A 21,063-nucleotide genomic window follows, 5' to 3' on the forward strand; every position below is an offset into this window, starting at 1 on the left:
CGCCGCCTGATTTATCTCAAGGCCTGAACTGACTCGGCGCCACACCGCTCCAGCGCACGAATGCATGGCGGAAACTTGCGGTCTCGCTGAAGCCCAGGGTTTCGGCGATGCGGTAGATCGGCAGCTGCTCTTCGCAGAGCATTTGCTTGGCGCGTTCAAAGCGTAATTCGTCGAGCAGTTCCTGATAGCTGCACCCCAGATCCTTGAGGTGCCGGCGTAGCGTGCGCGGTGAGCACTTCATCTGTTGCGCCAGACCTTCCAGCCCCGGTGCGGCGTTGAGTTGTGCGCCAAGCAACTGGCGAATCCGCCCCAGCCACGCCTGGCGGCCGGTGAACTCGGTGTTCTGCTTGCGACAGCGTTCGGCCATGGCCTGATGGGTAATTACGTCGGCCAGCGGCAACGGCTGATCGAGCCAGCGCCGGTCGAAGGCGAAGGCGTTGTCCTTGGCCGCGAAGTGCAGCGGGCAGGCGAAGTGTTCGGCGTAGCTGTCGCGGTAGTCCGGCGCGGCGTGTTCGAAGCGGGTGGCGAGCAGTGGCAGCGCGTGCCCAAGCAGGTCGTCGCAAATGACCTTCAGCGAGACCAGACAGAATTCGGCATTGAACACCGCCATCGCCGGGCTCTCGCGATAATCGGCCGCGACGAACCAGACGCGCTCGCCGTCGTCCTCAAGACTCAGCTCGAAAAGTGTTCCCAACAGCGCCGGATAACGGATCGCCAAGCGCAAAGCGTCACCGAAGGTGGCACTGGTGAGCAGTGCATAACCGAGCATGCCGTAGGACGAAACATGCATGCGCCGCCCCAGTTCGAGGCCGATGTCACGCTTGAGCGCGACCGCGTTGGCACACACCTGCATCTCCTGATTGGTGGTGATGCGCGTGTCCGCCCGGCTCAGATCCGCCGCACTGATGCCGCTGCCGGCCAGCAACGCCTCGCTGGACAGGCTTTGGGCCTTGAAGGTATTGAGCACCAGCGAGACGGCGTTGAGGGTGGTGAGGTGGGAGTGGAGCATGGGCGACTTCCAGCCTTGGGATGACTGGAACGCAGCAAGTTATATGCCGGGAGATATCCTGGTGGGGGCTAGCCTGCTGGCTCCCACCTGGGGATCGTGTTGTGTCAGATGAGTTCGCCGCACAGGTCGAGTTCGACCAGTCGGCGCACTTCAGCGGTTGCAAGCCCCGCACCCAGCAATCCATGCAATTTGCCAAACGCCGCCTCACGGGTCATGCCACCCCCGGACAACACGCCAACCCCGCGCAAACGGCTGCCAGCCTCGTACACATCCAGTTCAACCCCGCCTTCATGGCACTGCGTCACCGCAACCACCACCACGGCGTTATCCCGCGCGCGGCCGAGGCTGGCGAGGAATTCGGGATTGTCGCTCGGCCCGGTGCCGCTGCCGTAGCACTCCAGCACCAGCCCCTGAATGCCGCTGTCGAGCAAGCCATCCAGAACTCCGGCGCTGATACCGGGGAACAACGGCAGAACCGCGACGTTCGCCAGTTGCTTGGGCTGGTTGTAGTTCAGCGCGGCTGGCACGGACGCAGCTTTCACGCCGCCACCCTGACGCTCCAGACGTTTGAACGGGTGCCGACCAAAACTGCGCACTTTCGCGCAGCGCGTCGGTGCCAGCAGCTCACCGTGGAAGTACAAATGCACGCCCGGCGCCAGGCCCTGGCCGAGGGCGACCAGTGCGCCTCCAAGGTTTTCCCAGGCATCGCTGTCGGTGACCCCGGCCGGCAGCATCGAGCCGGTGAAGCACACGCGGGCGTGCAGGCCGAGCAGTTGGAAACTCATGGCCGCCGCGCTGTAGGCGAGGGTGTCGGTGCCATGCAGGATCAGCACGCTGTCGCAGCCCTGGACATCCACGGCATCGACCACCGCTTCACGCAGTTGCTGCCAGTAGGCCGGGGTCATGTTGGCGCTGTCGATCAGCGGCGACATCTCGCGGAAACGCCACTGCGGTACCACCAGCTCAGGCTGGCTGTGCAGGTAATCGCGCATCCGCGCTTCGAAACCGGAGGCCGGGGCCAGGCCGTTGGCGCTGGCCTGCATGCCGATGGTGCCGCCGGTGTAGAGCACCATGACGTGCTGAGCGGCAGGGTAGGTCGAGGAATTCATGGGGAGTTCTCCTGAACGATGGCAGCGTGCGGTCGAGCATGACGCCGACCACACGCTGTGTCACGCCGGGCGCGTGGAGTGCACCCGGTTTTTACCCGATCAGCGTTGCGCTGCGGGTACGCCTTGCGGCTGTTTTTCAGTCTTGGTGACAGCCGGCGGATTGGCTGGCCAGGCTTTCAGATCCAGGTCCAGATCCGGGAACTTGCTCGAATCAAACACCGGGGTCTTGATGCCTGCTGCGCGCTGGTCATCGTAGTCACGCAGGATGCGCATGCCGACCTTGAACAGCATGAACAGCGCGATCAGGTTGACGAACGCCAGCATGGTCATAGTGATGTCGGCAAAGGCGAACACGGTGCCGAGGTTCTCGATGGCACCCCAGAAGATCAACACCAGTACCAGCGCGCGGTAACCGATCAGCGCCTTGCGGTTTTCACCGATCAGGAAGCGCAGATTGCTTTCGCCCAAGTAGTAGTTGTAGAGGATCGAGGTGAACACGAACAACGCCAGTGCGACCGAGATGAACATGCGGCCCCATTCACCGACCACGGCGGCCAACGAGTTTTGCGTCAGGGCAATGCCGTCGCCTTCGAAGCCCGGGGTGTAGAAACCCGAGAGCAGGATCAGCAACGCGGTGCAGGTGCAGATCACGAAGGTATCGAGGAACACGCTGAACGCCTGAACCACGCCTTGCGCAACCGGGTGTTCAACCGAAGCCACGGCGGCCACGTTTGGCGCACTGCCCAGACCCGCTTCGTTGGCGAACACACCACGCTTCACGCCCATCACGATGGCGCTGCCGATCAGACCGCCGAACGCTTGGTCGAGGCCGAAAGCGCTCTTGACGATGGTCATCAACATGGCTGGCACGTGGTCGAATTGCAGGACGATCACGTAAATGGTCACGCCGATGTAAACCAGGGTTTTGACCGGCACCAGCAGGTCAGCGACCTTGGCGATGCGCTTGATCCCACCGATGAACACCAGACCCAGCAGTACCGCCAGACCGAGGCCGGTGTAGGTGGTGTCGAGGCCGAAGGCGTTGTTCAGCGAGTGGGTTACGGCGTGGGCCTGCAGTCCGTTAAAGGCGAAACCGAAGGTCACCAGCAACAGGAACGCCATGATCATGCCCAGCCAGCGCTTCTGCAGACCGTGCTGGATGTAGTAGGACGGGCCGCCGCGGTAGGTACCGTCGGTATTTGTGCGTTTGTAGAGCTGGCCGAGGGAGCATTCGAAGAAGCTGCTGGACATGCCGACCAGTGCGGTCACCCACATCCAGAACACCGCACCTGGCCCACCAAGGGTCACCGCGATGCCGACACCGGCGATGTTGCCTGCACCGACGCGGCCGGCGAGGCTGAGCATCAGGGCCTGGAACGAGCTGAGTTGCCCGGCGCTGCTTTTCAGGCTGTCGCGGAACACCGCGAACATGTGGAAGAAGTGGCGCAATTGAACGAAACGCGAGCGAATCGTGAAGTAGCTACCGAGCCCGACAATGAGCACGATCAGTACTTTCCCTGAGAGGAAGTCGTTGATGACTTCGAGCATGGATTTTTCCTCGCTGTTTTTTGTGTAAGCAAATTCTGGATGTTCAGAAACATCGCGTTACACCGGTCTGCGCGCGGCACGACAGGCGAGGCGAGGGTTTCGTCCCGGATCCATTTCGCGGGTTTGTTATTAGTTCGGGTTTCGCATGGGTTGTGGCCTCGTTACCGACGACCGCTCACGCGAAGAGGGGCGGCACTATACCGATCAGTGCGGCGCCCGTCTGCACGGTAGTGGTGCAAGCGACGAAACGAGGTGCTGCAAAATCAACAGATCGCAGCCTTCGGCAGCCTCTACAGGTGTACGTCAAACTCTGTAGGAGCTGCCGAAGGCTGCGATCTTGGCGGCATCAGAAACACAAGTCATTCAGAGGCATATCCCGCAAACAAGTTAAAAAAAAGGGCTTGGAGACTGAGTCCCCAAGCCCTCAAAAGGTGAGAGGTGTCTAGTCCCTCGACCTGGTGAGCGGTGCTACCAATAACGCGTCGGCTCAGGCTTTGAGCGGAACCAGACGCGGAGCAATCATGTTTTCCGGGCGCAGGATGTCGGCGAGCATGGCTTCGTCGAGCAGGCCTTCTTCGCGCACCAGTTCCAGCACGCCGCGGCCGCTGGCCAGAGCGAGGCCGGCGATACGCGTGGCGTTTTTGTAGCCGATGTACGGGTTCAGTGCGGTAACCAGACCGATCGAGTGTTCGACCAGTTCACGGCAGCGTGCTTCGTTGGCGGTGATGCCGACGATGCAGTGTTCGCGCAGCATGTCCATGGCGCGTTGCAGCAGGCGGATCGAGTCGAAGATCTTGAACGCGATCAGCGGCTCCATCACGTTCAATTGCAGTTGGCCGCCTTCGGCTGCCATGGTCAGGGCCAGGTCGTTACCGATGACCTGGAACGCCACCTGGTTCACGGCTTCCGGGATAACCGGGTTGACCTTGCCGGGCATGATCGAGCTGCCAGGCTGACGCGCTGGCAGGTTGATTTCGTTGATGCCGGTGCGTGGGCCGCTGGACAGCAGGCGCAGGTCGTTGCAGATTTTCGACAGCTTGACCGCGGTGCGCTTGAGCATGCCGGAGAACAGCACGAAGGCGCCCATGTCGGAAGTGGCTTCGATCAGGTCGGCCGCTGGCACCAGCGGTTGACCGCTGATCAGTGCCAGACGCTCGACAGCCAGTGCCTGATAGCGCGGGTCGGCGTTGATGCCGGTGCCGATCGCGGTACCGCCCAGGTTGACTTCAGTCAGCAGTTCCGGGGCCAGCGTCTTCAGACGGGCCAGGTCTTCGCCCATGGTGGTGGCGAAAGCACGGAATTCCTGACCGAGGGTCATCGGCACGGCGTCTTGCAGCTGGGTACGACCCATCTTCAGAACGTGGTTGAATTCTTGACCCTTGGCTGCGAACGCCTGAATCAGGCTGTCGAGGCTGGCCAGCAGCGCGTCGTGACCCAGCAGCAGACCCAAACGGATCGCGGTCGGGTAGGCGTCGTTGGTCGACTGCGCCATGTTCACGTCGTCGTTCGGGTGCAGGTATTGGTATTCGCCTTTCTGGTGACCCATGGCCTCCAGTGCGATGTTGGCGATGACTTCGTTGGCATTCATGTTGGTCGAAGTGCCAGCGCCGCCCTGAATCATGTCCACCACGAACTCTTCGTGGAAATCGCCGCGGATCAAACGTGCACAGGCTTCGCTGATGGCAGCGTGTTTGGCTTCGCTCAGGTGACCCAGCTCACGGTTGGCGTCAGCGGCGGCCTGTTTGACCATCGCCAGGCCAACAACCAGTTTCGGGTAATGCGAAATCGGAACGCCGGAGAGGCGGAAGTTGTTCACCGCTCGCAGGGTCTGGATGCCGTAATACGCTTGAGCCGGTACTTCGAGGGCGCCAAGCAGGTCGTTTTCTGTGCGGAATGATGCAGCGGAGGACATGATGGAAATCATCTCGATATGGACCCGGTCTGTGCCGGAACGCTGCGAATGCTAGGCTTGTGGGAAATTTTGGGCCAATGCTGTTAAGCGCTGCCCTATGCATATTCGGCATAATGCCCGTGTGACGCCGCGTGTGCGGCAGACGTGTGACCTGTTTTGGTGCGTGTCCGGGAGGACAGGATGAATCTGGAAAGCAAGTGGCTCGAGGACTTCAGTGCTCTGGCCGCCACCCGCAGCTTCTCGCAAGCAGCGGAGCGCCGCTTCGTGACGCAACCGGCGTTCAGTCGGCGGATCCGCAGCCTAGAAGCGGCGCTGGGGCTGACGCTGGTCAATCGCTCGCGCACGCCGATCGAACTGACGGCGGCGGGGCAGTTGTTTCTGGTGACCGCGCGCACCGTGGTCGAACAGCTCGGTGAAGTGCTGCGGCATCTGCATCATCTGGAGGGCGGGCAGGGCGAGGTGATTCAAGTGGCGGCGGCGCATTCGCTGGCATTGGGCTTCTTTCCGCGCTGGATCGCACAACTGCGCAACGACGGACTGAACATCGCCACGCGGCTGGTGGCAACCAACGTAGGCGATGCGGTCCACGCGCTGCGTGAAGGTGGCTGCGATCTGATGCTGGCGTTCTACGACCCGGACGCCGCGATGCAGATGGACCCGGAGATCTTTCCGTCGCTGCATCTGGGCCAGACCGAAATGCTTCCGGTGTGCGCGGCGGACGCCGATGGCAAGCCGTTGTTCGATCTCGAAGGCGAGCACAGTGTGCCGCTGCTGGCTTACAGCGCCGGGGCGTTTCTCGGTCGTTCGGTCAACGGTTTGCTACGCCAGCGTGGGCTGCGCTTCACCACCATCTATGAAACGGCGATGGCCGACAGCCTTAAGAGCATGGCGCTTGAAGGTCTCGGCATCGCCTGGGTGCCACAACTGAGCGTGCGCAATGAACTCGCCCGTGGCGAACTGGTGGTCTGCGGCGGTCCGCAATGGCATGTGCCGCTGGAGATTCGCCTGTATCGCTGCGCGCTGGTGCGCAAGGCCAATGTGCGGTTGTTGTGGCGCAAGTTGGAGGGCGGTGCGGCGAGCGGTAATAACTGAGTGAAAGAAAGCAGAGGCGCAAGTTGTTTCTCGCCTCTGCCTGGCCGCTGGAAGAGCGCTCAGTCTCTGTTGACCAAAAGGGCTGTGTTTCCAGGTACCCCAGACAGCCTTTCTGGCTTTTTCTGTGGTTAACCCGGATGGGCACAGGTTGTCAGGGTAATTGTGATGTGGATTGGATGATCAGAAGTGCCACGGGTGTAAATCAGTTTCAGTCATCATCATCATCGGGACGTGGCGTACTTGTTCTGATGATTGGCCCGTTGAGATAGTTACGAATGTTCTGTCTGTTTTTATCGCTAAAACGGTTGGCATTACCACGTAATGGTGAGGATTCAGCAGTCATGACCGTTTCGCTCCACCAACCGTTGTACAGAACCTCGCTGTCTGCATGGGTTGCACCGAACATGTGGCCTGCTTCGTGAGCAGGGGTCATGTCACTTGTTATTGAAGCTATACCCGCATAGCCCTTGAATTGGGCGATACCCAGTATGCTTTGGTTTATATTATTGCGGGTCAGCAATAAATACTTGTTGAATCGTGTGTGCGAGTCATGCAGGAGTTGGGGGCCAAAATGGTTGTTTAACTTTTCTTTCCAGGCGGCCAAAGTAACAGTGGAAGAGATGTTTTTATAATCACAGTCACTCAAGGCCTTTGCTTCTGACGGAGTGAACATATTGACTGTTAATTTACGGTTGGAGCAGTTCTGGATTTCGTCGGCAAACCAGGAGAAATGGGTTTCGTACAATTTTTGTCTGCTGTAGTTCGATAAGTCCTCATGCATGAAGACATTCAGTGTTAAAGGCTGGTTGGCCATGTTCAAATCCTTTTGATGATTTCAATTAACTTGGTAGTTGTGGGCAGGTCTGATGGTTTCGACTATTCTGCCATTGGATTTTTGGAAGTGTTTTCAATATAGATTTGTTGGCTGTGCAATATCAGCATCCTTGTTTTTACTATTTGATTCCCTGTGTTTTAAATGTGGTGTTGCTTTATATCATTTGGTTTTTATTGATGCTCTGAGAATGTTTTGAATTTTATTGCATGACGTCATAAGGAAGTTTAAGTACGCTCCTCCATTCAATGTGTAGACCATGCTTCACGCATGAAAAATCGAAGAAATATTCTTGAACCTCGAGTCAGCAAAATGTGTAGTTCCGGGCACAAGACAGATGGTCGTGACGGGGGCTGTTTATTGCTTTCATTGCGGTATACTGCGCGGCCTTCGGCCGGTTCGCCCGGCCATTTTTCCTACAACAAGCCACGCATTTCTGCGTGGCTTGTCGTTTTTGACGCGCCTGCGGGCGCCCAGAGAGAAGAGGCACGACGATGAGTGCACTGGTTGGCGTGATCATGGGCTCCAAGTCCGATTGGTCCACCCTTAGCCACACCGCCGATATGCTGGAAAAGCTCGGCATCCCTTACGAGGTGAAAGTGGTCTCTGCCCACCGCACCCCGGATCTGCTGTTCCAGTACGCCGAAGAGGCCGAAAGCCGTGGCATCGAGGTGATCATCGCCGGTGCCGGTGGCGCGGCCCACTTGCCAGGCATGTGTGCGGCCAAGACCCACCTGCCGGTGTTGGGCGTGCCGGTGCAGTCGTCGATGCTCTCGGGCGTTGATTCGCTGCTGTCCATTGTGCAGATGCCAGCAGGCATTCCGGTCGCTACTCTGGCCATCGGCAAGGCCGGCGCGATCAATGCTGCGCTGCTCTCGGCGAGCATCCTCGGCGCCAAGCATCCACAATTCCACGCGGTGCTGAAAACCTTCCGTGCCGAGCAGACAGACAGCGTCCTGGACAATCCAGACCCACGTATTGCCTGAGGTTGTTGAGATGAAGATCGGTGTAATCGGTGGCGGCCAGTTAGGTCGCATGTTGGCCTTGGCGGGCACTCCGCTGGGCATGAACTTCGCTTTCCTCGACCCGGCGCCGGACGCTTGCGCGGCCGCATTGGGCGAACACCTGCGCGCCGATTACGGCGATCAGGATCATCTGCGCCAGCTCGCCGATGAAGTCGATCTGGTGACCTTCGAATTCGAAAGCGTTCCTGCTGAAACCGTGGCATTCCTCTCGCAATTCGTCCCGGTCTACCCGAGCGCCGAAGCCCTGCGCATCGCGCGTGATCGCTGGTTCGAGAAGAGCATGTTCAAGGATCTGGGGATTCCGACCCCGGCATTTGCTGACATTCAGTCGCAAGCCGATCTGGATGCCGCAGTCGCTGCAATCGGTCTGCCGGCCGTGCTGAAAACCCGCACTCTGGGTTACGACGGCAAGGGCCAGAAAGTCCTGCGCACACCGGAAGATGTGGTCGGCACCTTCGCCGAACTGGGCAGCGTCGCCTGCTTGCTGGAAGGCTTCGTGCCTTTCACTGGTGAAGTGTCGCTGATTGCTGTGCGTGCTCGCGATGGCGAAACGAAGTTCTACCCGTTGGTGCACAACACCCACGACAGCGGCATCCTCAAACTGTCGGTCGCCAGCACCGATCACCCGTTGCAGGCCCTGGCCGAAGACTATTCCAGCCGGGTACTCAAGCAGCTGGATTACGTCGGCGTGATGGCGTTCGAGTTCTTTGAAGTCGACGGTGGCCTCAAGGCCAACGAAATCGCCCCGCGCGTGCATAACTCCGGGCACTGGACCACCGAAGGTGCCGAGTGCAGTCAGTTCGAAAACCATCTGCGGGCGGTTGCCGGTCTGCCGCTGGGTTCGACAGCCAAGGTTGGCGAAAGCGCGATGCTCAACTTCATCGGCGTGGTTCCACCGGTTGAGAAAGTCATCGCCATCGACGATTGCCACCTCCATCACTACGGCAAGGCCTTCAAGGCCGGGCGCAAGGTCGGTCACGCCAACCTGCGCTGCGCCGACATGGCGACCCTCAAGCAGCAAATCAGCAAGGTCGAAGCGCTGATCGCCGAGTAAAACAGTTTCATGTGGCAGCGGCGGAACCATTACGGGCCGCCGTTCTCTCATGGCAGGATGCCAAAGTCTGACTAGGCTTTGGCATATCTACCAAATCAGAGGGAAATGCCATGGGAATTATCGGAACCATCTTTATCGGCTTGATCGTCGGCCTGCTGGCTCGGTTCCTGAAACCGGGCGATGACAGCATGGGCTGGATCATGACCATCCTGCTCGGTATCGGCGGTTCGCTGGCGGCCACTTACGGCGGCCAGGCTCTGGGCATCTATCGCGCGGGCGAAGGCGCAGGTTTCCTCGGCGCGCTGGTCGGTGCGGTCGTGTTGCTGGTGATCTACGGCCTGATCAAAAAGAACTGATCCAAAGCGACAAAGCCCTCTCGGCCAATCGGGTCGGGAGGGCTAGAATGCTCGGCGTTGTGCATACCCTTCTATAAACCGAGCACCTTCATGCGCCGTCTTTTATTGACTCTCCTTTTGCTGGGCAGCGGTCTCGCCCACGCCGGCGAATTGCCGGAAACCGACTGGCTCGACCTGATGCCCAAGTCGGATCAGAAAGCCCTCGAGGCCATGCCTGAAATCGACCACGACTCCCCGGAAGCTACCGGCACCTTCACCGAGAAGGGCGGGATGAAGCAGGCCAAAGGTTTGCCGGCGGTGATGTATTCGACCAAAACCGTGGCGTCGATGAACGACAAACACATCCGCATCGGTGGTTATCCGGTGCCGCTGGAATCCGATGCCAAAGGTCGCAGCACACTGTTCTTCCTCGTACCGTATCCGGGCGCGTGCATCCACGTGCCGCCACCGCCGCCGAATCAACTGGTGCTGGTGCGGTATCCGAAAGGTTTGAAGCTGGACGACATCTACACGCCGTTATGGGTGACAGGCACGCTGAAGGTCGAGAAAGTCAGCAATGACCTGGCCGATGCGGCTTATGCCCTGGATGCCGACAAGGTGCGGGTGGTGGAAGAATCTGATCTTTAACACGTACCGAACAAATCTAGAGTGAACCCCTGTGGCGAGGGGATTTATCCCCGTTGGGTCGCGGAGCGGCCCCGGCTTTTTAATTCAAGAGCAGGGGCCTGCTGCCCAGTCCAACGGGGATAAATCCCCTCGCCACAAAGGCGCACTCCTACATTGGATTTGCGCTGTGGCCTAGAGCGGTTTCGAACCGATGCTGACGCCCATCGTGTGACTGGCGCCGGACGCCAGGTTCACCACATCACCCATCACATTCGCCGTCTCGATACACAACATCCGCTGCCAGCCGTCATCGGCCATATCACTGAGTGCAGCGGCGCGGTCGATCCACGGATTCCAGATCACCGCCGTGCGCGAACCGGTGGTGGTCAGCACAATCTGTCGCTCCCACGCCGGATCAACGATGCTCAACTGCGGCGGCGCATTCAGATAGATGCGGTCGGTCTCCCCGGCAAAGCGCAGATCGCCTTGCTGGGTATGCGTGTTCCAGTCGTCCAGCGTTTCGATGTAATCCAGACCATCCACACCTTCGACGCGCACATTGCGAACATCGCTGACGGCGAAGTAGGTGTGCAACGCCTGACTGAGGCTGACGGTTTCGCTGCCACGGTTGTGGCTGCTCAGGCTGATGTGCAGCTGCTCATCGAGACGCAACGTCAGCGTCAGATCCACTTGATGCGGCCAGCCGGGAAAACCGCCTTCAGGGTACGGCAGCTTGAATTCGACCTTCAGGCCATCGCCTTCAGCCTCGATGCCACCCAACTCCCAGTCCATCGCCCGGACAAAACCGTGAGCGCCAGCAGGTTCTGCGCTGGTGCGCATCGCCTGAACGCTTTCGGGGTTGCGCGCGAAGATGCCGAACCACGGCCAGCACACCGGCACGCCGGCGCGGATGCTCTTGCCGGTCTTGAACTCGGCCTTGTCGTTGAGCCAGATCAGCGGCGGCTGGCCGTCGACCTGATAACTGAGAATGTGCGCGCCTTGCTGGGCCACCAGCACTTCGGCCTGACCGTGACGAATGCGCCAGCAGTTCAGTTCATCGAGTTTCACGGCTTCAACGTTGGGCGTGCTCATGGGACGGCTCTCGATCAGACACTTGGACGACTATCGACCGCAAAACGGCCGCGATGTTTAACGCGCGCGCGGCGGAACCGAGCGGGTGCGACCGCTGCCATCAATGGCGACGAACACAAACACCGCTTCGGTGACCTTGCGCCACTCGCTGGACAGCGGATCGTCGCTCCACACCTCGACCATCATCTGGATCGAGCTGCGGCCGATTTCCAGGGTCTGGGTATAAAAGGACAATTGCGCGCCAACGGCGACCGGCACCAGGAACGCCATGCGGTCAATCGCAACGGTCGCGACGCGGCCACCGGCCACGCGGCTGGCCATGGCCGTGCCGGCCAAATCCATCTGCGCTACCAGCCAGCCGCCGAAAATATCGCCAAAGCCGTTGGTTTCGCGCGGGAGTGCGGTGATTTGCAGGGCCAGGTCGCCTTGCGGGATCGGATCTTCTTGTTCGAGCTCTATCATGCCGGGGGTGCCTCTGACCCGTGACTCTTCTTTGGTGCTGCTGGTGGTAGCCGTCTTCGGGAAAAACGATTCAGCACCGAACATACTACGTTCGTCACGTTTTCCATAAGGCGCCTGAGAGGGAAACTCTGCGAAACCGACTGACGTCTCCAGCGACGTTTTCGCACAGCAACCCCTTACAAACCGGTGCAGGTTGCGAGTATATCGGTCGGTAGACTCCGCGACGACCGTCCGGTTCTCATTTCGACCGTCAATTACGCGCCTCTATGTGCTTTTTCGAACAATTTGCTATGGTGCCGAACCTGCCCGAGCCACAGCCAGCGTTGTTGTGGCGGCAGATCCGACTATAAGAGAAGACCTCGCCATGACCTCAGCGCCTTCGAGCCTCGCGCAGCCCGACCAACCCGCACGACCGTTGACCCGCAATGACTACAAGACTCTGTCGCTATCGGCCTTGGGGGGCGCGCTGGAGTTTTACGATTTCATCATCTTCGTGTTCTTCGCCACTGTAGTCGGCAAGCTGTTCTTCCCGGCCGACATGCCGGAGTGGCTGCGCCTGATGCAGACCTTCGGCATCTTCGCCGCCGGTTACCTCGCGCGGCCGCTGGGCGGCATTGTCATGGCGCACTTCGGCGACCTGCTGGGGCGCAAGAAGATGTTCACCCTGAGCATTTTCATGATGGCCGTGCCGACCCTGATCATGGGGCTGCTGCCGACCTACGCGCAGATCGGCATGTGGGCACCGATCCTGCTGCTGGTGATGCGCGTGATCCAGGGCGCGGCGATTGGCGGTGAAGTACCGGGCGCGTGGGTCTTCGTTTCCGAACACGTTCCGCAAAGGCACATGGGCTACGCCTGCGGCACCCTCACCAGCGGTTTGACTGCCGGCATCCTGCTCGGCTCGCTGGTCGCCACCGCGATCAACAGCATTTATACGCCAGTGGAAGTCTCGGACTACGCCTGGCGGATTCCATTCCTGCTCGGCGGCGTGTTCGGCCTGTTCTCGGTCTACCTGCGCCGCTGGCTGCACGAAACTCCGGTGTTCGCCGAACTGCAACAGCGCAAAGCCCTGGCCGAAGAAGTGCCGCTGCGCGCAGTGCTGCGTGATCATCGCGGAGCGATTGCAATCTCGATGCTGCTGACCTGGCTGCTGTCGGCCGGGATCGTCGTGGTGATCCTGATGACTCCGACCGTGTTGCAAACGGTTTACCACTTCTCGCCGACCATGGCGTTGCAATCCAACAGCCTGGCCATCGTGTTCCTGAGCATTGGCTGCATTATCTCCGGCGCACTGGCCGATCGCTTCGGCGCGGGTCGCGTGTTCGTCTTCGGCTGCCTTGGTCTTTTGATCAGCTCGTGGACCTTCTATCACAGCCTCGCCGATCACCCGAACTGGCTGTTCCCGCTGTATGCGCTGACCGGGTTCCTGGTCGGCACCATCGGCGCAGTGCCATACGTGATGGTCAAAGCATTCCCGCCAGTCGTGCGTTTCAGCGGCTTGTCGTTTTCCTACAACGTCGCCTACGCGATCTTCGGCGGCCTGACTCCTATGGTCGTCAGCCTGCTGCTCAAAGAAAGCCCGATGGGGCCTGCTTACTATGTGGCGGTGCTCTGCGGCATGGGGATTCTGGTGGGGGCGTGGTTGTGGAATAAGGGGCGCTGATCCGGAAATTATCGGCAGCTGTACCGGCCCAATCGCTAGCCTGCTAGCGATTAGGGTCGAATGAATCATCCTGTAAAAACTCCGAATGCTGGCCTTTCATCCAATTGTCATATTTCAGCCATAGAGTGTTCACACGGCCTGCTGATACTTGGCCCCGACTTAACACACCCTATCTGCTAGGAGTAAGGCATGAAACTGAAGCGTTTGATGGCGGCAATGACTTTTGTCGCTGCTGGCGTTGCGACTGCCAACGCGGTTGCCGCTGTTGACCCTGCGATCCCGAGCTACACCAAGACCACTGGTGTGTCGGGCAACCTGTCCAGCGTCGGCTCCGATACTCTGGCCAACCTTATGACCCTGTGGGCTGAGAACTACAAAAAAGAATACCCGAACGTAAACATCCAGATTCAGGCCGCCGGTTCGTCGACCGCGCCACCTGCGTTGACTGAAGGCACCGCTAACCTGGGCCCGATGAGCCGCAAGATGAAGGACAACGAGCTGCAGGCTTTCGAAACCAAGTACGGCTACAAGCCAACTGCAATCCCGGTTGCCGTGGATGCCTTGGCTGTATTCGTTCACAAGGACAACCCGATCCAGCACCTGACCATGGAACAGGTTGACGCGATCTTCTCGTCCACTCGTCTGTGCGGCGCAAAAGCCGACGTGAAAACCTGGGGCGACCTGGGTGTGACCGGCGACCTGGCCAACAAGCCGGTGCAACTGTTCGGTCGTAACTCGGTATCCGGCACTTATGGCTACTTCAAGGAAGAAGCCCTGTGCAAAGGTGACTACAAGCCTAACGTCAACGAACAACCAGGCTCGGCTTCGGTTGTGCAGTCGATCAGCTCTTCGCTGAACGGCGTTGGTTACTCGGGCATCGGCTACAAGACCGCTAGCGTGAAAACCGTTGCTCTGGCCAAGAAAGGCAGCACCGAGTTCATCGAAGACACCGAAGAGAACGCCCTGAACGGCAAGTATCCGCTGTCGCGTTTCCTCTACGTGTACGTCAACAAAGCCCCGAACAAGCCTCTGGCCCCGCTGGAAGCCGAGTTCGTGAAGCTGATTCTGTCCAAGCAGGGTCAGGAAGTTGTGGTGAAAGACGGCTACATCCCACTGCCAGCCAAGGTTGCTGCAAAAGCACTGGCTGACCTGGGTCTGCAGGAAGGCGGCGCTGTCGCAAAGAAGTAACACCTTAGGTTCGGGCTAAACCCCGAACCTGCAGGAACCCTGCAGGAGCTGTCGAGATTCACTCGACAGCTCCTGCACAGGTCCTGAAAACCTTCGAATTCTTCTGATCCTCCTCCAGTCCCGCTGGCGGTGGATTTGCTGCGTCACTGCATTGTCATCTTTCTGTCATACAGGATCGCTAGGGTGAGCGCATGAATGATCTGGCCAATTCCCAAATGACTAATAATCCTCCCAAGCGCATTGATTTCAATACGCCTGAGCTGCAACGCAAGCGCCGTATCCGTGCGCTCAAGGATCGCTTCACTCGCTGGTACGTCCTCGTCGGCGGTCTGGCGGTGCTGGCAGCGATCACGCTGATCTTCTTCTTCCTCGCCTACGTGGTTGCGCCGCTGTTCAAAGGTGCCGACCTGAGCGCGCAAGACGCGATCACCCCGGCCTGGATGCAGGACGCCGGCAAGCCGCTGATGATCTCGCTCGAAGAGCAGAATCAGGTGGCCATGCGCGTTTCCGACAAGGGCCAGGCATTGTTCTTCGACATCGACAGTGGCGCTGAATTAAGGCGCGTCGATCTGCCATTGCCGGCAGGCGCCAGCGTGACCTCCATCGGGGAAGACCAGCCAGGTCATCCGCTGGTCGCCGTGGGTCTGTCCAACGGCCAGGCGCTGGTGTTCCGCCACACCTACAAAGTCAGCTACCCCGATGGCAAGAAAACCATCAGCCCTGCTATCGAGTATCCGTATGGCGAAGCGCCGATTGCGTTGAATGAAAGCGGCGGTGCGCTGGAGCACGTCAGCCTCAACGCCACCGACACAACGCTGATGCTCGTCGGCTCCAGCGGTTCGCAGCTCAACGTGCTGTCGCTGACCAGCGAAGAAAACCTGATGACCGGCGAAGTCACCAACGAGCAGAAGCGTATCGATCTGCCGCAGATGACAGAGCCGGTGAAAAACATCTTCGTCGACCCGCGTCAGCAGTGGCTGTACGTGGTCAACGGGCGTGCTCAGGCCGACGTGTTCAGCCTGCGCGACAAGAGCCTCAACGGTCGCTACAAACTGCTGGAAAACGGCGACGCCGAAGTCACCGCCACCACGCAACTGGTCGGTGGTATTTCGCTGATCGTCGGTGACTCCACCGGTGGTCTCGCGCAGTGGTTCATGGCCCGCGACCCGGATGGCGAGCTGCGCCTGAAGCAGATTCGTACCTTCCAGATGGGCAAGTCGCCGATCGTTGAAATCTCTGCCGAAGAACGTCGCAAGGGCTTCCTCGCCCTCGACGCCAGCGGCAAGCTCGGCGTGTTCCACAGTACCGCGCACCGTACTTTGCTGGTCGATCAAGTGGTCGAAGGGCAGGGTGTGTTCGGTCTGTCGCCGCGCGCCAACCGCGTGATCGTCGAGGCCGGCGGCAAGCTGCAACCGCTGCTTTTGGAAAACCCGCACCCTGAAGTGTCGTGGAGCGCGCTGTGGAGCAAGGTCTGGTACGAGAACTACGACGAGCCTAAATACGTCTGGCAATCGACCGCGGCCAACACAGATTTCGAACCGAAACTGAGCCTGTCGCCACTGACCTTCGGCACCCTGAAAGCTGCGTTCTACGCGATGCTGCTGGCCGCGCCACTGGCGGTTGCCGCTGCGATCTACACCGCGTACTTCATGGCTCCGGGCATGCGCCGCAAGGTCAAGCCGGTGATCGAGCTGATGGAAGCGATGCCGACGGTGATCCTCGGTTTCTTCGCCGGTCTGTTCCTGGCGCCGTATGTGGAAGGGCATCTGCCGGGCATCTTCAGCCTGCTGATGCTGCTACCGATCGGCATCCTGGTCGCAGGCTTCGCTTTCAGCCGCCTGCCTGAGTCGATCCGTCTGCGCGTCCCGGATGGTTGGGAAAGTGCGTTGCTGATCCCGGTGATTCTGTTCGTCGGTTGGCTGTCGCTGTACATGAGCCCGTTCATGGAGAACTGGTTCTTCGGCGGCGACATGCGCATGTGGATCTCCCACGATCTGGGCATCACCTACGACCAGCGCAACGCTCTGGTAGTCGGTCTGGCCATGGGTTTTGCGGTGATCCCGAACATCTACTCGATTGCCGAAGACGCCGTGTTCAGCGTGCCGCGCGGCTTGACTCTGGGTTCGCTGGCGCTGGGTGCCACGCCATGGCAGACCATGACTCGCGTAGTGATTCTGACCGCCAGCCCGGGCATCTTTTCGGCGCTGATGATCGGCATGGGTCGTGCGGTCGGCGAAACCATGATCGTGCTGATGGCCACCGGTAACACCCCGGTCATGGAAATGAACCTGTTCGAAGGTCTGCGCACGCTGGCAGCCAACGTCGCGGTGGAAATGCCCGAGTCGGAAGTCGGCGGCAGCCACTACCGCGTGCTGTTCCTCTCGGCGCTGGTGCTGCTGTTGTTCACCTTCGTCATGAACACACTCGCGGAGCTGATTCGTCAGCGTCTGCGCAAGAAATACTCGTCGCTTTAAGCAAAGGTAGAAGTCTGTGAAACAGAACTCCCTGAAAGGATGGTTCAAGAGCGGCGCCCCGGGCGTCTGGATCAGCGGTGGCGCGGTGTCCATCGCGGTCATCATGACCATTGGCCTGCTGGCGGTGATTGCCGTGCGCGGTCTGGGTCACTTCTGGCCGGCGGATCTGATCCACGCCAGCTACGACGTGCCGGGCCAGGCCCAGCACCTTGTAGTCGGCGAAGTGGTGCAGAAGGAAGAAGTGCCGCGCGCCCGTCTGAAGAGTGCCGGCCTGCCGGTGCCGGACGCCGGCCCGGAATTCATGACCCGCGAGCTGATCAAGGTCGGTAACCGTGACTTGAATGGCAACGACTTCACCTGGATCGTCGGTGACTGGTTGACCAACCAGACCACGCCGCCTGAGCTGATGGCCATCGAGCGTCGCGAGTGGGGCAACTTCTACGGCTACCTGGTCAACGTCAAACAGGACGGCAAGGTCATCGCCGAAGGCGAAGCCGCATGGCCGGAACTGCAAGCGCGGATCAACCGTGTGAACGATCTCGCCGCGCAGCTCAAGTCGCTGGAAAAAACCGACATCGGCGCGATCAACGCCGGTCTCGAACGCATCCGTCTGCACGGCCGCAAACTGGAACTGGAAGGCAAGCTCGACGCCACCGCTCAGGCGGACATGGAGTCGGAGCGCGCCGAACTCAATGCGCGTTATCAGGACATCGAAGCGCGGCTGGCCGATCTGCATGCGCAGTTCAACCGCGACGCACTGACCGCTCGTGATGCCAACGGCAAAGAGCTGGAAATCAGTCTGGGCAAAGTGGTTCACGCCTACCAGCCGAACGGCATGGGCACGATGACCAAGATCGGCTTCTACTTCAGCAAGATCTGGGAATTCCTCTCGGATGACCCGCGCGAAGCGAATACCGAAGGCGGGATCTTCCCGGCGATTTTCGGCACGGTGATGATGACCCTGATCATGGCGATGATCGTCACCCCGTTCGGTGTGCTGGCGGCGGTGTACCTGCGTGAATATGCCAAGCAGAACACCCTGACCCGGATCATCCGGATTGCGGTGAACAACCTGGCGGGTGTTCCGGCGATTGTTTACGGCGTGTTCGGCCTGGGCTTCTTCGTTTACGTGTTGGGCGGCTCGGTTGACCGCTTGTTCTTCCCTGAAGCATTGCCGGCCCCGACCTTCGGTACGCCGGGTCTGCTCTGGGCATCGCTGACCCTGGCGCTGCTGGCGGTGCCGGTGGTGATCGTCGCGACTGAAGAAGGTCTGGCGCGTATTCCGCGTACCGTGCGTGAAGGCTCGCTGGCGCTTGGCGCAACCAAGGCCGAAACCTTGTGGAAGATTGTCATTCCGATGGCCAGTCCGGCGATGATGACCGGCATGATTCTCGCCGTGGCCCGTGCTGCGGGTGAAGTGGCGCCGCTGATGCTGGTGGGTGTGGTGAAACTGGCGCCGTCGCTGCCGGTGGACGGCAACTACCCGTACTTGCACCTCGATCAGAAGATCATGCACCTGGGCTTCCACATCTATGACGTCGGCTTCCAGAGCCCGAACGTCGAAGCGGCCCGCCCGCTGGTGTACGCCACGGCGCTGCTGCTGGTGCTGGTGATCGCGACGTTGAACCTCTCGGCCGTGTACATCCGCAACCACCTGCGCGAAAAATACAAAGCCTTGGACAGTTAACACAAACCCTGTGGGAGCTGGCTTGCCAGCGATGCAGGCGACTCGGTCTGCCAGTAGCACCGCGGTGATGCCATCGCTGGCAAGCCAGCTCCCACAAGGATCGGCGCAAGCCACAGATTTTTAGTACCCATTGGCCAGGCCAGTGGTTAAACGAACCGGATTTGTTAGCACAGGGGATTTCCCATGCAGCACGAAACACACTCTCACGGCATCAACATGTCTGCCTTGGGTCGCGACAAGCAGAGCCTGAACCTGGCGCAGGAAACCGTGGCCATGGAAGTGCCGGGCCTGAGCCTGTACTACGGCGAGAAACAAGCGCTGTTCGACGTCAGCATGAACATTCCGAAACAGCGCGTGACCGCCTTCATCGGCCCGTCCGGCTGCGGCAAGTCCACGCTGCTGCGCACCTTCAACCGCATGAACGATCTGGTTGACGGCTGCCGGGTCGAAGGCGCGATCAACCTGTACGGCAACAACATCTATCGCAAGGGCGAAGACGTTGCCGAACTGCGTCGTCGTGTCGGCATGGTGTTCCAGAAGCCCAACCCGTTCCCGAAAACCATCTACGAAAACGTGGTTTACGGTCTGCGCATTCAAGGCATCAACAAGAAGCGCATCCTCGACGAAGCGGTCGAGTGGGCACTCAAAGGTGCGGCGCTGTGGGACGAGGTCAAAGACCGTCTGCACGAGTCGGCACTCGGTCTGTCCGGTGGTCAGCAACAACGTCTGGTGATCGCGCGCACCATCGCCGTTGAGCCGGAAGTGTTGCTGCTCGACGAACCGTGCTCGGCCCTTGATCCAATCTCGACGCTGAAAGTCGAAGAGCTGATCTACGAGCTGAAATCCAAGTTCACCATCGTCATCGTGACCCACAACATGCAGCAGGCTGCGCGGGTTTCGGACTACACGGCGTTCATGTACATGGGCAAACTGGTGGAATTCGGCGACACCGACACGCTGTTCACCAATCCGGCCAAGAAGCAGACCGAAGACTACATCACCGGTCGTTACGGCTAGCAGATGCTGGTTGTCGCTCACTGAATTGACGCTGCGGCCCGCCGCACCTTACCGGACGCTCCAAGGACGCCAAGATGATTAGTAAAGAAGGTCTTACCCACCACATTTCCGCGCAATTCAACGCCGAGCTGGAAGAGGTGCGCAGCCACCTCCTGGCCATGGGCGGTCTGGTGGAAAAGCAGGTCAACGACGCAGTCACCGCACTGATCGAGGCCGATTCGGGCCTGGCTCAGCAAGTGCGTGAGATCGACGATCAGATCAACCAGATGGAACGCAACATCGACGAAGAATGCCTGCGCATTCTCGCTCGTCGGCAGCCAGCGGCGTCCGACCTGCGTCTGATCATCAGCATTTCCAAGTCGGTGATCGACCTCGAACGCATCGGTGACGAAGCGACCAAAATCGCCCGCCGTGCAATTCAGTTGTGCGAAGAAGGCGAAGCGCCGCGCGGTTACGTCGAGGTTCGCCACATCGGCGACCAGGTGCGCAACATGGTCCGCGATGCGCTGGACGCGTTCGCGCGCTTCGACGCCGATCTGGCGTTGTCAGTGGCGCAGTACGACAAGATCATCGACCGCGAATACAAGACCGCTTTGCGTGAGCTGGCGACCTACATGATGGAAGACCCGCGCTCTATCTCGCGGGTCTTGAGCATTATCTGGGTGTTGCGTTCGCTGGAGCGCATCGGCGATCACGCGCGTAACATCTCGGAACTGGTGATCTATCTGGTGCGCGGCACCGACGTGCGCCACATGGGCCTCAAGCGCATGAAGGAAGAAGTTGAAGGCACAAGTGGCGAAACCGCTAATGTTCCGGGCGAAGTTGACGATAAGTAAGATTGCCTGAGAAAAGCGCCCGGCCCTTTGGCCGGGCGTTTTTGTTTCCGGTGCTTTTCAATCAATCGAATTAAAAAGCAGCACCCGCGAACGAAAAGTCC

General features: G+C 59.7%; 18 protein-coding genes. 11 read left to right on the plus strand and 7 right to left on the minus strand.

Going from position 1 to position 21,063, the window contains the following annotated elements; translation table 11 throughout:
• Positions 1 to 16: 16 nt before the first annotated feature.
• From ACP7EE_RS03730 to ACP7EE_RS03745, 4 genes are all read right to left on the minus strand, one after another.
• Entirely contained in the window at positions 17 to 1,009 is a 993-nt protein-coding gene (locus ACP7EE_RS03730; RefSeq protein WP_426233588.1) for an AraC family transcriptional regulator, read from the minus strand.
• A 104-nt stretch (positions 1,010 to 1,113) separates the two neighbouring features.
• Positions 1,114 to 2,118, minus strand: coding sequence for an asparaginase (locus tag ACP7EE_RS03735; RefSeq protein ID WP_426233590.1), 1,005 nt, complete (start codon positions 2,116 to 2,118; stop codon positions 1,114 to 1,116).
• A 99-nt stretch (positions 2,119 to 2,217) separates the two neighbouring features.
• Positions 2,218 to 3,666 carry an alanine/glycine:cation symporter family protein gene (locus ACP7EE_RS03740; protein ID WP_426233592.1) on the minus strand — a complete coding sequence of 483 codons (1,449 nt, stop codon included), beginning with the start codon at positions 3,664 to 3,666 and terminating at the stop codon, positions 2,218 to 2,220.
• 487 nt (positions 3,667 to 4,153) lie between these two features.
• Positions 4,154 to 5,578: an aspartate ammonia-lyase gene (locus ACP7EE_RS03745; protein ID WP_420649323.1), complete on the minus strand. Its 1,425-nt coding sequence runs from the start codon at positions 5,576 to 5,578 to the stop codon at positions 4,154 to 4,156.
• Between the two features lie 180 nt (positions 5,579 to 5,758).
• On the opposite strand from ACP7EE_RS03745, the gene ACP7EE_RS03750 reads away from it, so the two are divergent.
• Positions 5,759 to 6,670 (plus strand): LysR substrate-binding domain-containing protein, encoded by a 912-nt coding sequence (locus ACP7EE_RS03750; RefSeq protein WP_426203372.1) that lies wholly within the window; start codon positions 5,759 to 5,761, stop codon positions 6,668 to 6,670.
• Between the two features lie 208 nt (positions 6,671 to 6,878).
• On the opposite strand, the gene ACP7EE_RS03755 is transcribed toward ACP7EE_RS03750, so the two are convergent.
• Positions 6,879 to 7,484 (minus strand): reprolysin-like metallopeptidase, encoded by a 606-nt coding sequence (locus ACP7EE_RS03755; protein WP_426233594.1) that lies wholly within the window; start codon positions 7,482 to 7,484, stop codon positions 6,879 to 6,881.
• A 512-nt stretch (positions 7,485 to 7,996) separates the two neighbouring features.
• On the opposite strand from ACP7EE_RS03755, the gene purE reads away from it, so the two are divergent.
• From purE to ACP7EE_RS03775, 4 genes are all read left to right on the plus strand, one after another.
• Positions 7,997 to 8,488 (plus strand): 5-(carboxyamino)imidazole ribonucleotide mutase, encoded by a 492-nt coding sequence (gene purE, locus ACP7EE_RS03760; protein ID WP_095081226.1) that lies wholly within the window; start codon positions 7,997 to 7,999, stop codon positions 8,486 to 8,488.
• A 10-nt stretch (positions 8,489 to 8,498) separates the two neighbouring features.
• Positions 8,499 to 9,581 carry a 5-(carboxyamino)imidazole ribonucleotide synthase gene (locus ACP7EE_RS03765; RefSeq protein WP_426233596.1) on the plus strand — a complete coding sequence of 361 codons (1,083 nt, stop codon included), beginning with the start codon at positions 8,499 to 8,501 and terminating at the stop codon, positions 9,579 to 9,581.
• A 110-nt stretch (positions 9,582 to 9,691) separates the two neighbouring features.
• Complete coding sequence (locus tag ACP7EE_RS03770; RefSeq protein ID WP_426203366.1) at positions 9,692 to 9,937, plus strand: GlsB/YeaQ/YmgE family stress response membrane protein; 246 nt, start codon at positions 9,692 to 9,694, stop codon at positions 9,935 to 9,937.
• Between the two features lie 90 nt (positions 9,938 to 10,027).
• Positions 10,028 to 10,564: a DUF3299 domain-containing protein gene (locus tag ACP7EE_RS03775; RefSeq protein WP_426203364.1), complete on the plus strand. Its 537-nt coding sequence runs from the start codon at positions 10,028 to 10,030 to the stop codon at positions 10,562 to 10,564.
• A gap of 171 nt (positions 10,565 to 10,735) precedes the next feature.
• On the opposite strand, the gene ACP7EE_RS03780 is transcribed toward ACP7EE_RS03775, so the two are convergent.
• Both ACP7EE_RS03780 and ACP7EE_RS03785 read right to left on the minus strand, forming a co-directional pair.
• Positions 10,736 to 11,635, minus strand: coding sequence for a D-hexose-6-phosphate mutarotase (locus ACP7EE_RS03780; protein WP_426233598.1), 900 nt, complete (start codon positions 11,633 to 11,635; stop codon positions 10,736 to 10,738).
• Positions 11,636 to 11,692: 57 nt separating this feature from the next.
• A complete protein-coding gene (locus tag ACP7EE_RS03785; protein WP_003229628.1) occupies positions 11,693 to 12,097 on the minus strand; it encodes an acyl-CoA thioesterase in 405 nt (134 codons plus the stop codon).
• A gap of 364 nt (positions 12,098 to 12,461) precedes the next feature.
• Between ACP7EE_RS03785 and ACP7EE_RS03790 the strand changes: the two genes are divergently transcribed.
• From ACP7EE_RS03790 to phoU, 6 genes are all read left to right on the plus strand, one after another.
• Positions 12,462 to 13,760 (plus strand): MFS transporter, encoded by a 1,299-nt coding sequence (locus ACP7EE_RS03790; RefSeq protein WP_426233600.1) that lies wholly within the window; start codon positions 12,462 to 12,464, stop codon positions 13,758 to 13,760.
• Positions 13,761 to 13,949: 189 nt separating this feature from the next.
• A complete protein-coding gene (locus tag ACP7EE_RS03795) occupies positions 13,950 to 14,948 on the plus strand; it encodes a phosphate ABC transporter substrate-binding protein PstS (protein ID WP_426203356.1) in 999 nt (332 codons plus the stop codon).
• A gap of 191 nt (positions 14,949 to 15,139) precedes the next feature.
• Complete coding sequence (locus tag ACP7EE_RS03800; protein WP_426233602.1) at positions 15,140 to 17,422, plus strand: ABC transporter permease subunit; 2,283 nt, start codon at positions 15,140 to 15,142, stop codon at positions 17,420 to 17,422.
• 16 nt (positions 17,423 to 17,438) lie between these two features.
• Entirely contained in the window at positions 17,439 to 19,109 is a 1,671-nt protein-coding gene (gene pstA, locus ACP7EE_RS03805) for a phosphate ABC transporter permease PstA (RefSeq protein WP_426233604.1), read from the plus strand.
• Between the two features lie 183 nt (positions 19,110 to 19,292).
• Positions 19,293 to 20,126 (plus strand): phosphate ABC transporter ATP-binding protein PstB, encoded by an 834-nt coding sequence (gene pstB / locus ACP7EE_RS03810; protein WP_426233606.1) that lies wholly within the window; start codon positions 19,293 to 19,295, stop codon positions 20,124 to 20,126.
• 74 nt (positions 20,127 to 20,200) lie between these two features.
• Positions 20,201 to 20,962, plus strand: coding sequence for a phosphate signaling complex protein PhoU (phoU, locus tag ACP7EE_RS03815; protein ID WP_420649314.1), 762 nt, complete (start codon positions 20,201 to 20,203; stop codon positions 20,960 to 20,962).
• The last annotated feature ends 101 nt before the right edge of the window (positions 20,963 to 21,063 follow it).

It is taken from the genome of Pseudomonas sp. TWP3-2 (genome assembly GCF_049897765.1).
GTDB lineage: Bacteria > Pseudomonadota > Gammaproteobacteria > Pseudomonadales > Pseudomonadaceae > Aquipseudomonas.

What these genes read in the sequence shown, in the direction of transcription:
- ACP7EE_RS03730 (WP_426233588.1), bottom strand. Translation starts at nt 1,009, where the DNA reads ATGCTCCACTCCCACCTCACCACCCTCAACGCCGTCTCGCTGGTGCTC.
- ACP7EE_RS03735 (WP_426233590.1), bottom strand. Translation starts at nt 2,118, where the DNA reads ATGAATTCCTCGACCTACCCTGCCGCTCAGCACGTCATGGTGCTCTAC.
- ACP7EE_RS03740 (WP_426233592.1), bottom strand. Translation starts at nt 3,666, where the DNA reads ATGCTCGAAGTCATCAACGACTTCCTCTCAGGGAAAGTACTGATCGTG.
- ACP7EE_RS03745 (WP_420649323.1), bottom strand. Translation starts at nt 5,578, where the DNA reads ATGTCCTCCGCTGCATCATTCCGCACAGAAAACGACCTGCTTGGCGCC.
- ACP7EE_RS03750 (WP_426203372.1), top strand. Translation starts at nt 5,759, where the DNA reads ATGAATCTGGAAAGCAAGTGGCTCGAGGACTTCAGTGCTCTGGCCGCC.
- ACP7EE_RS03755 (WP_426233594.1), bottom strand. Translation starts at nt 7,484, where the DNA reads ATGGCCAACCAGCCTTTAACACTGAATGTCTTCATGCATGAGGACTTA.
- purE (WP_095081226.1), top strand. Translation starts at nt 7,997, where the DNA reads ATGAGTGCACTGGTTGGCGTGATCATGGGCTCCAAGTCCGATTGGTCC.
- ACP7EE_RS03765 (WP_426233596.1), top strand. Translation starts at nt 8,499, where the DNA reads ATGAAGATCGGTGTAATCGGTGGCGGCCAGTTAGGTCGCATGTTGGCC.
- ACP7EE_RS03770 (WP_426203366.1), top strand. Translation starts at nt 9,692, where the DNA reads ATGGGAATTATCGGAACCATCTTTATCGGCTTGATCGTCGGCCTGCTG.
- ACP7EE_RS03775 (WP_426203364.1), top strand. Translation starts at nt 10,028, where the DNA reads ATGCGCCGTCTTTTATTGACTCTCCTTTTGCTGGGCAGCGGTCTCGCC.
- ACP7EE_RS03780 (WP_426233598.1), bottom strand. Translation starts at nt 11,635, where the DNA reads ATGAGCACGCCCAACGTTGAAGCCGTGAAACTCGATGAACTGAACTGC.
- ACP7EE_RS03785 (WP_003229628.1), bottom strand. Translation starts at nt 12,097, where the DNA reads ATGATAGAGCTCGAACAAGAAGATCCGATCCCGCAAGGCGACCTGGCC.
- ACP7EE_RS03790 (WP_426233600.1), top strand. Translation starts at nt 12,462, where the DNA reads ATGACCTCAGCGCCTTCGAGCCTCGCGCAGCCCGACCAACCCGCACGA.
- ACP7EE_RS03795 (WP_426203356.1), top strand. Translation starts at nt 13,950, where the DNA reads ATGAAACTGAAGCGTTTGATGGCGGCAATGACTTTTGTCGCTGCTGGC.
- ACP7EE_RS03800 (WP_426233602.1), top strand. Translation starts at nt 15,140, where the DNA reads ATGAATGATCTGGCCAATTCCCAAATGACTAATAATCCTCCCAAGCGC.
- pstB (WP_426233606.1), top strand. Translation starts at nt 19,293, where the DNA reads ATGCAGCACGAAACACACTCTCACGGCATCAACATGTCTGCCTTGGGT.
- phoU (WP_420649314.1), top strand. Translation starts at nt 20,201, where the DNA reads ATGATTAGTAAAGAAGGTCTTACCCACCACATTTCCGCGCAATTCAAC.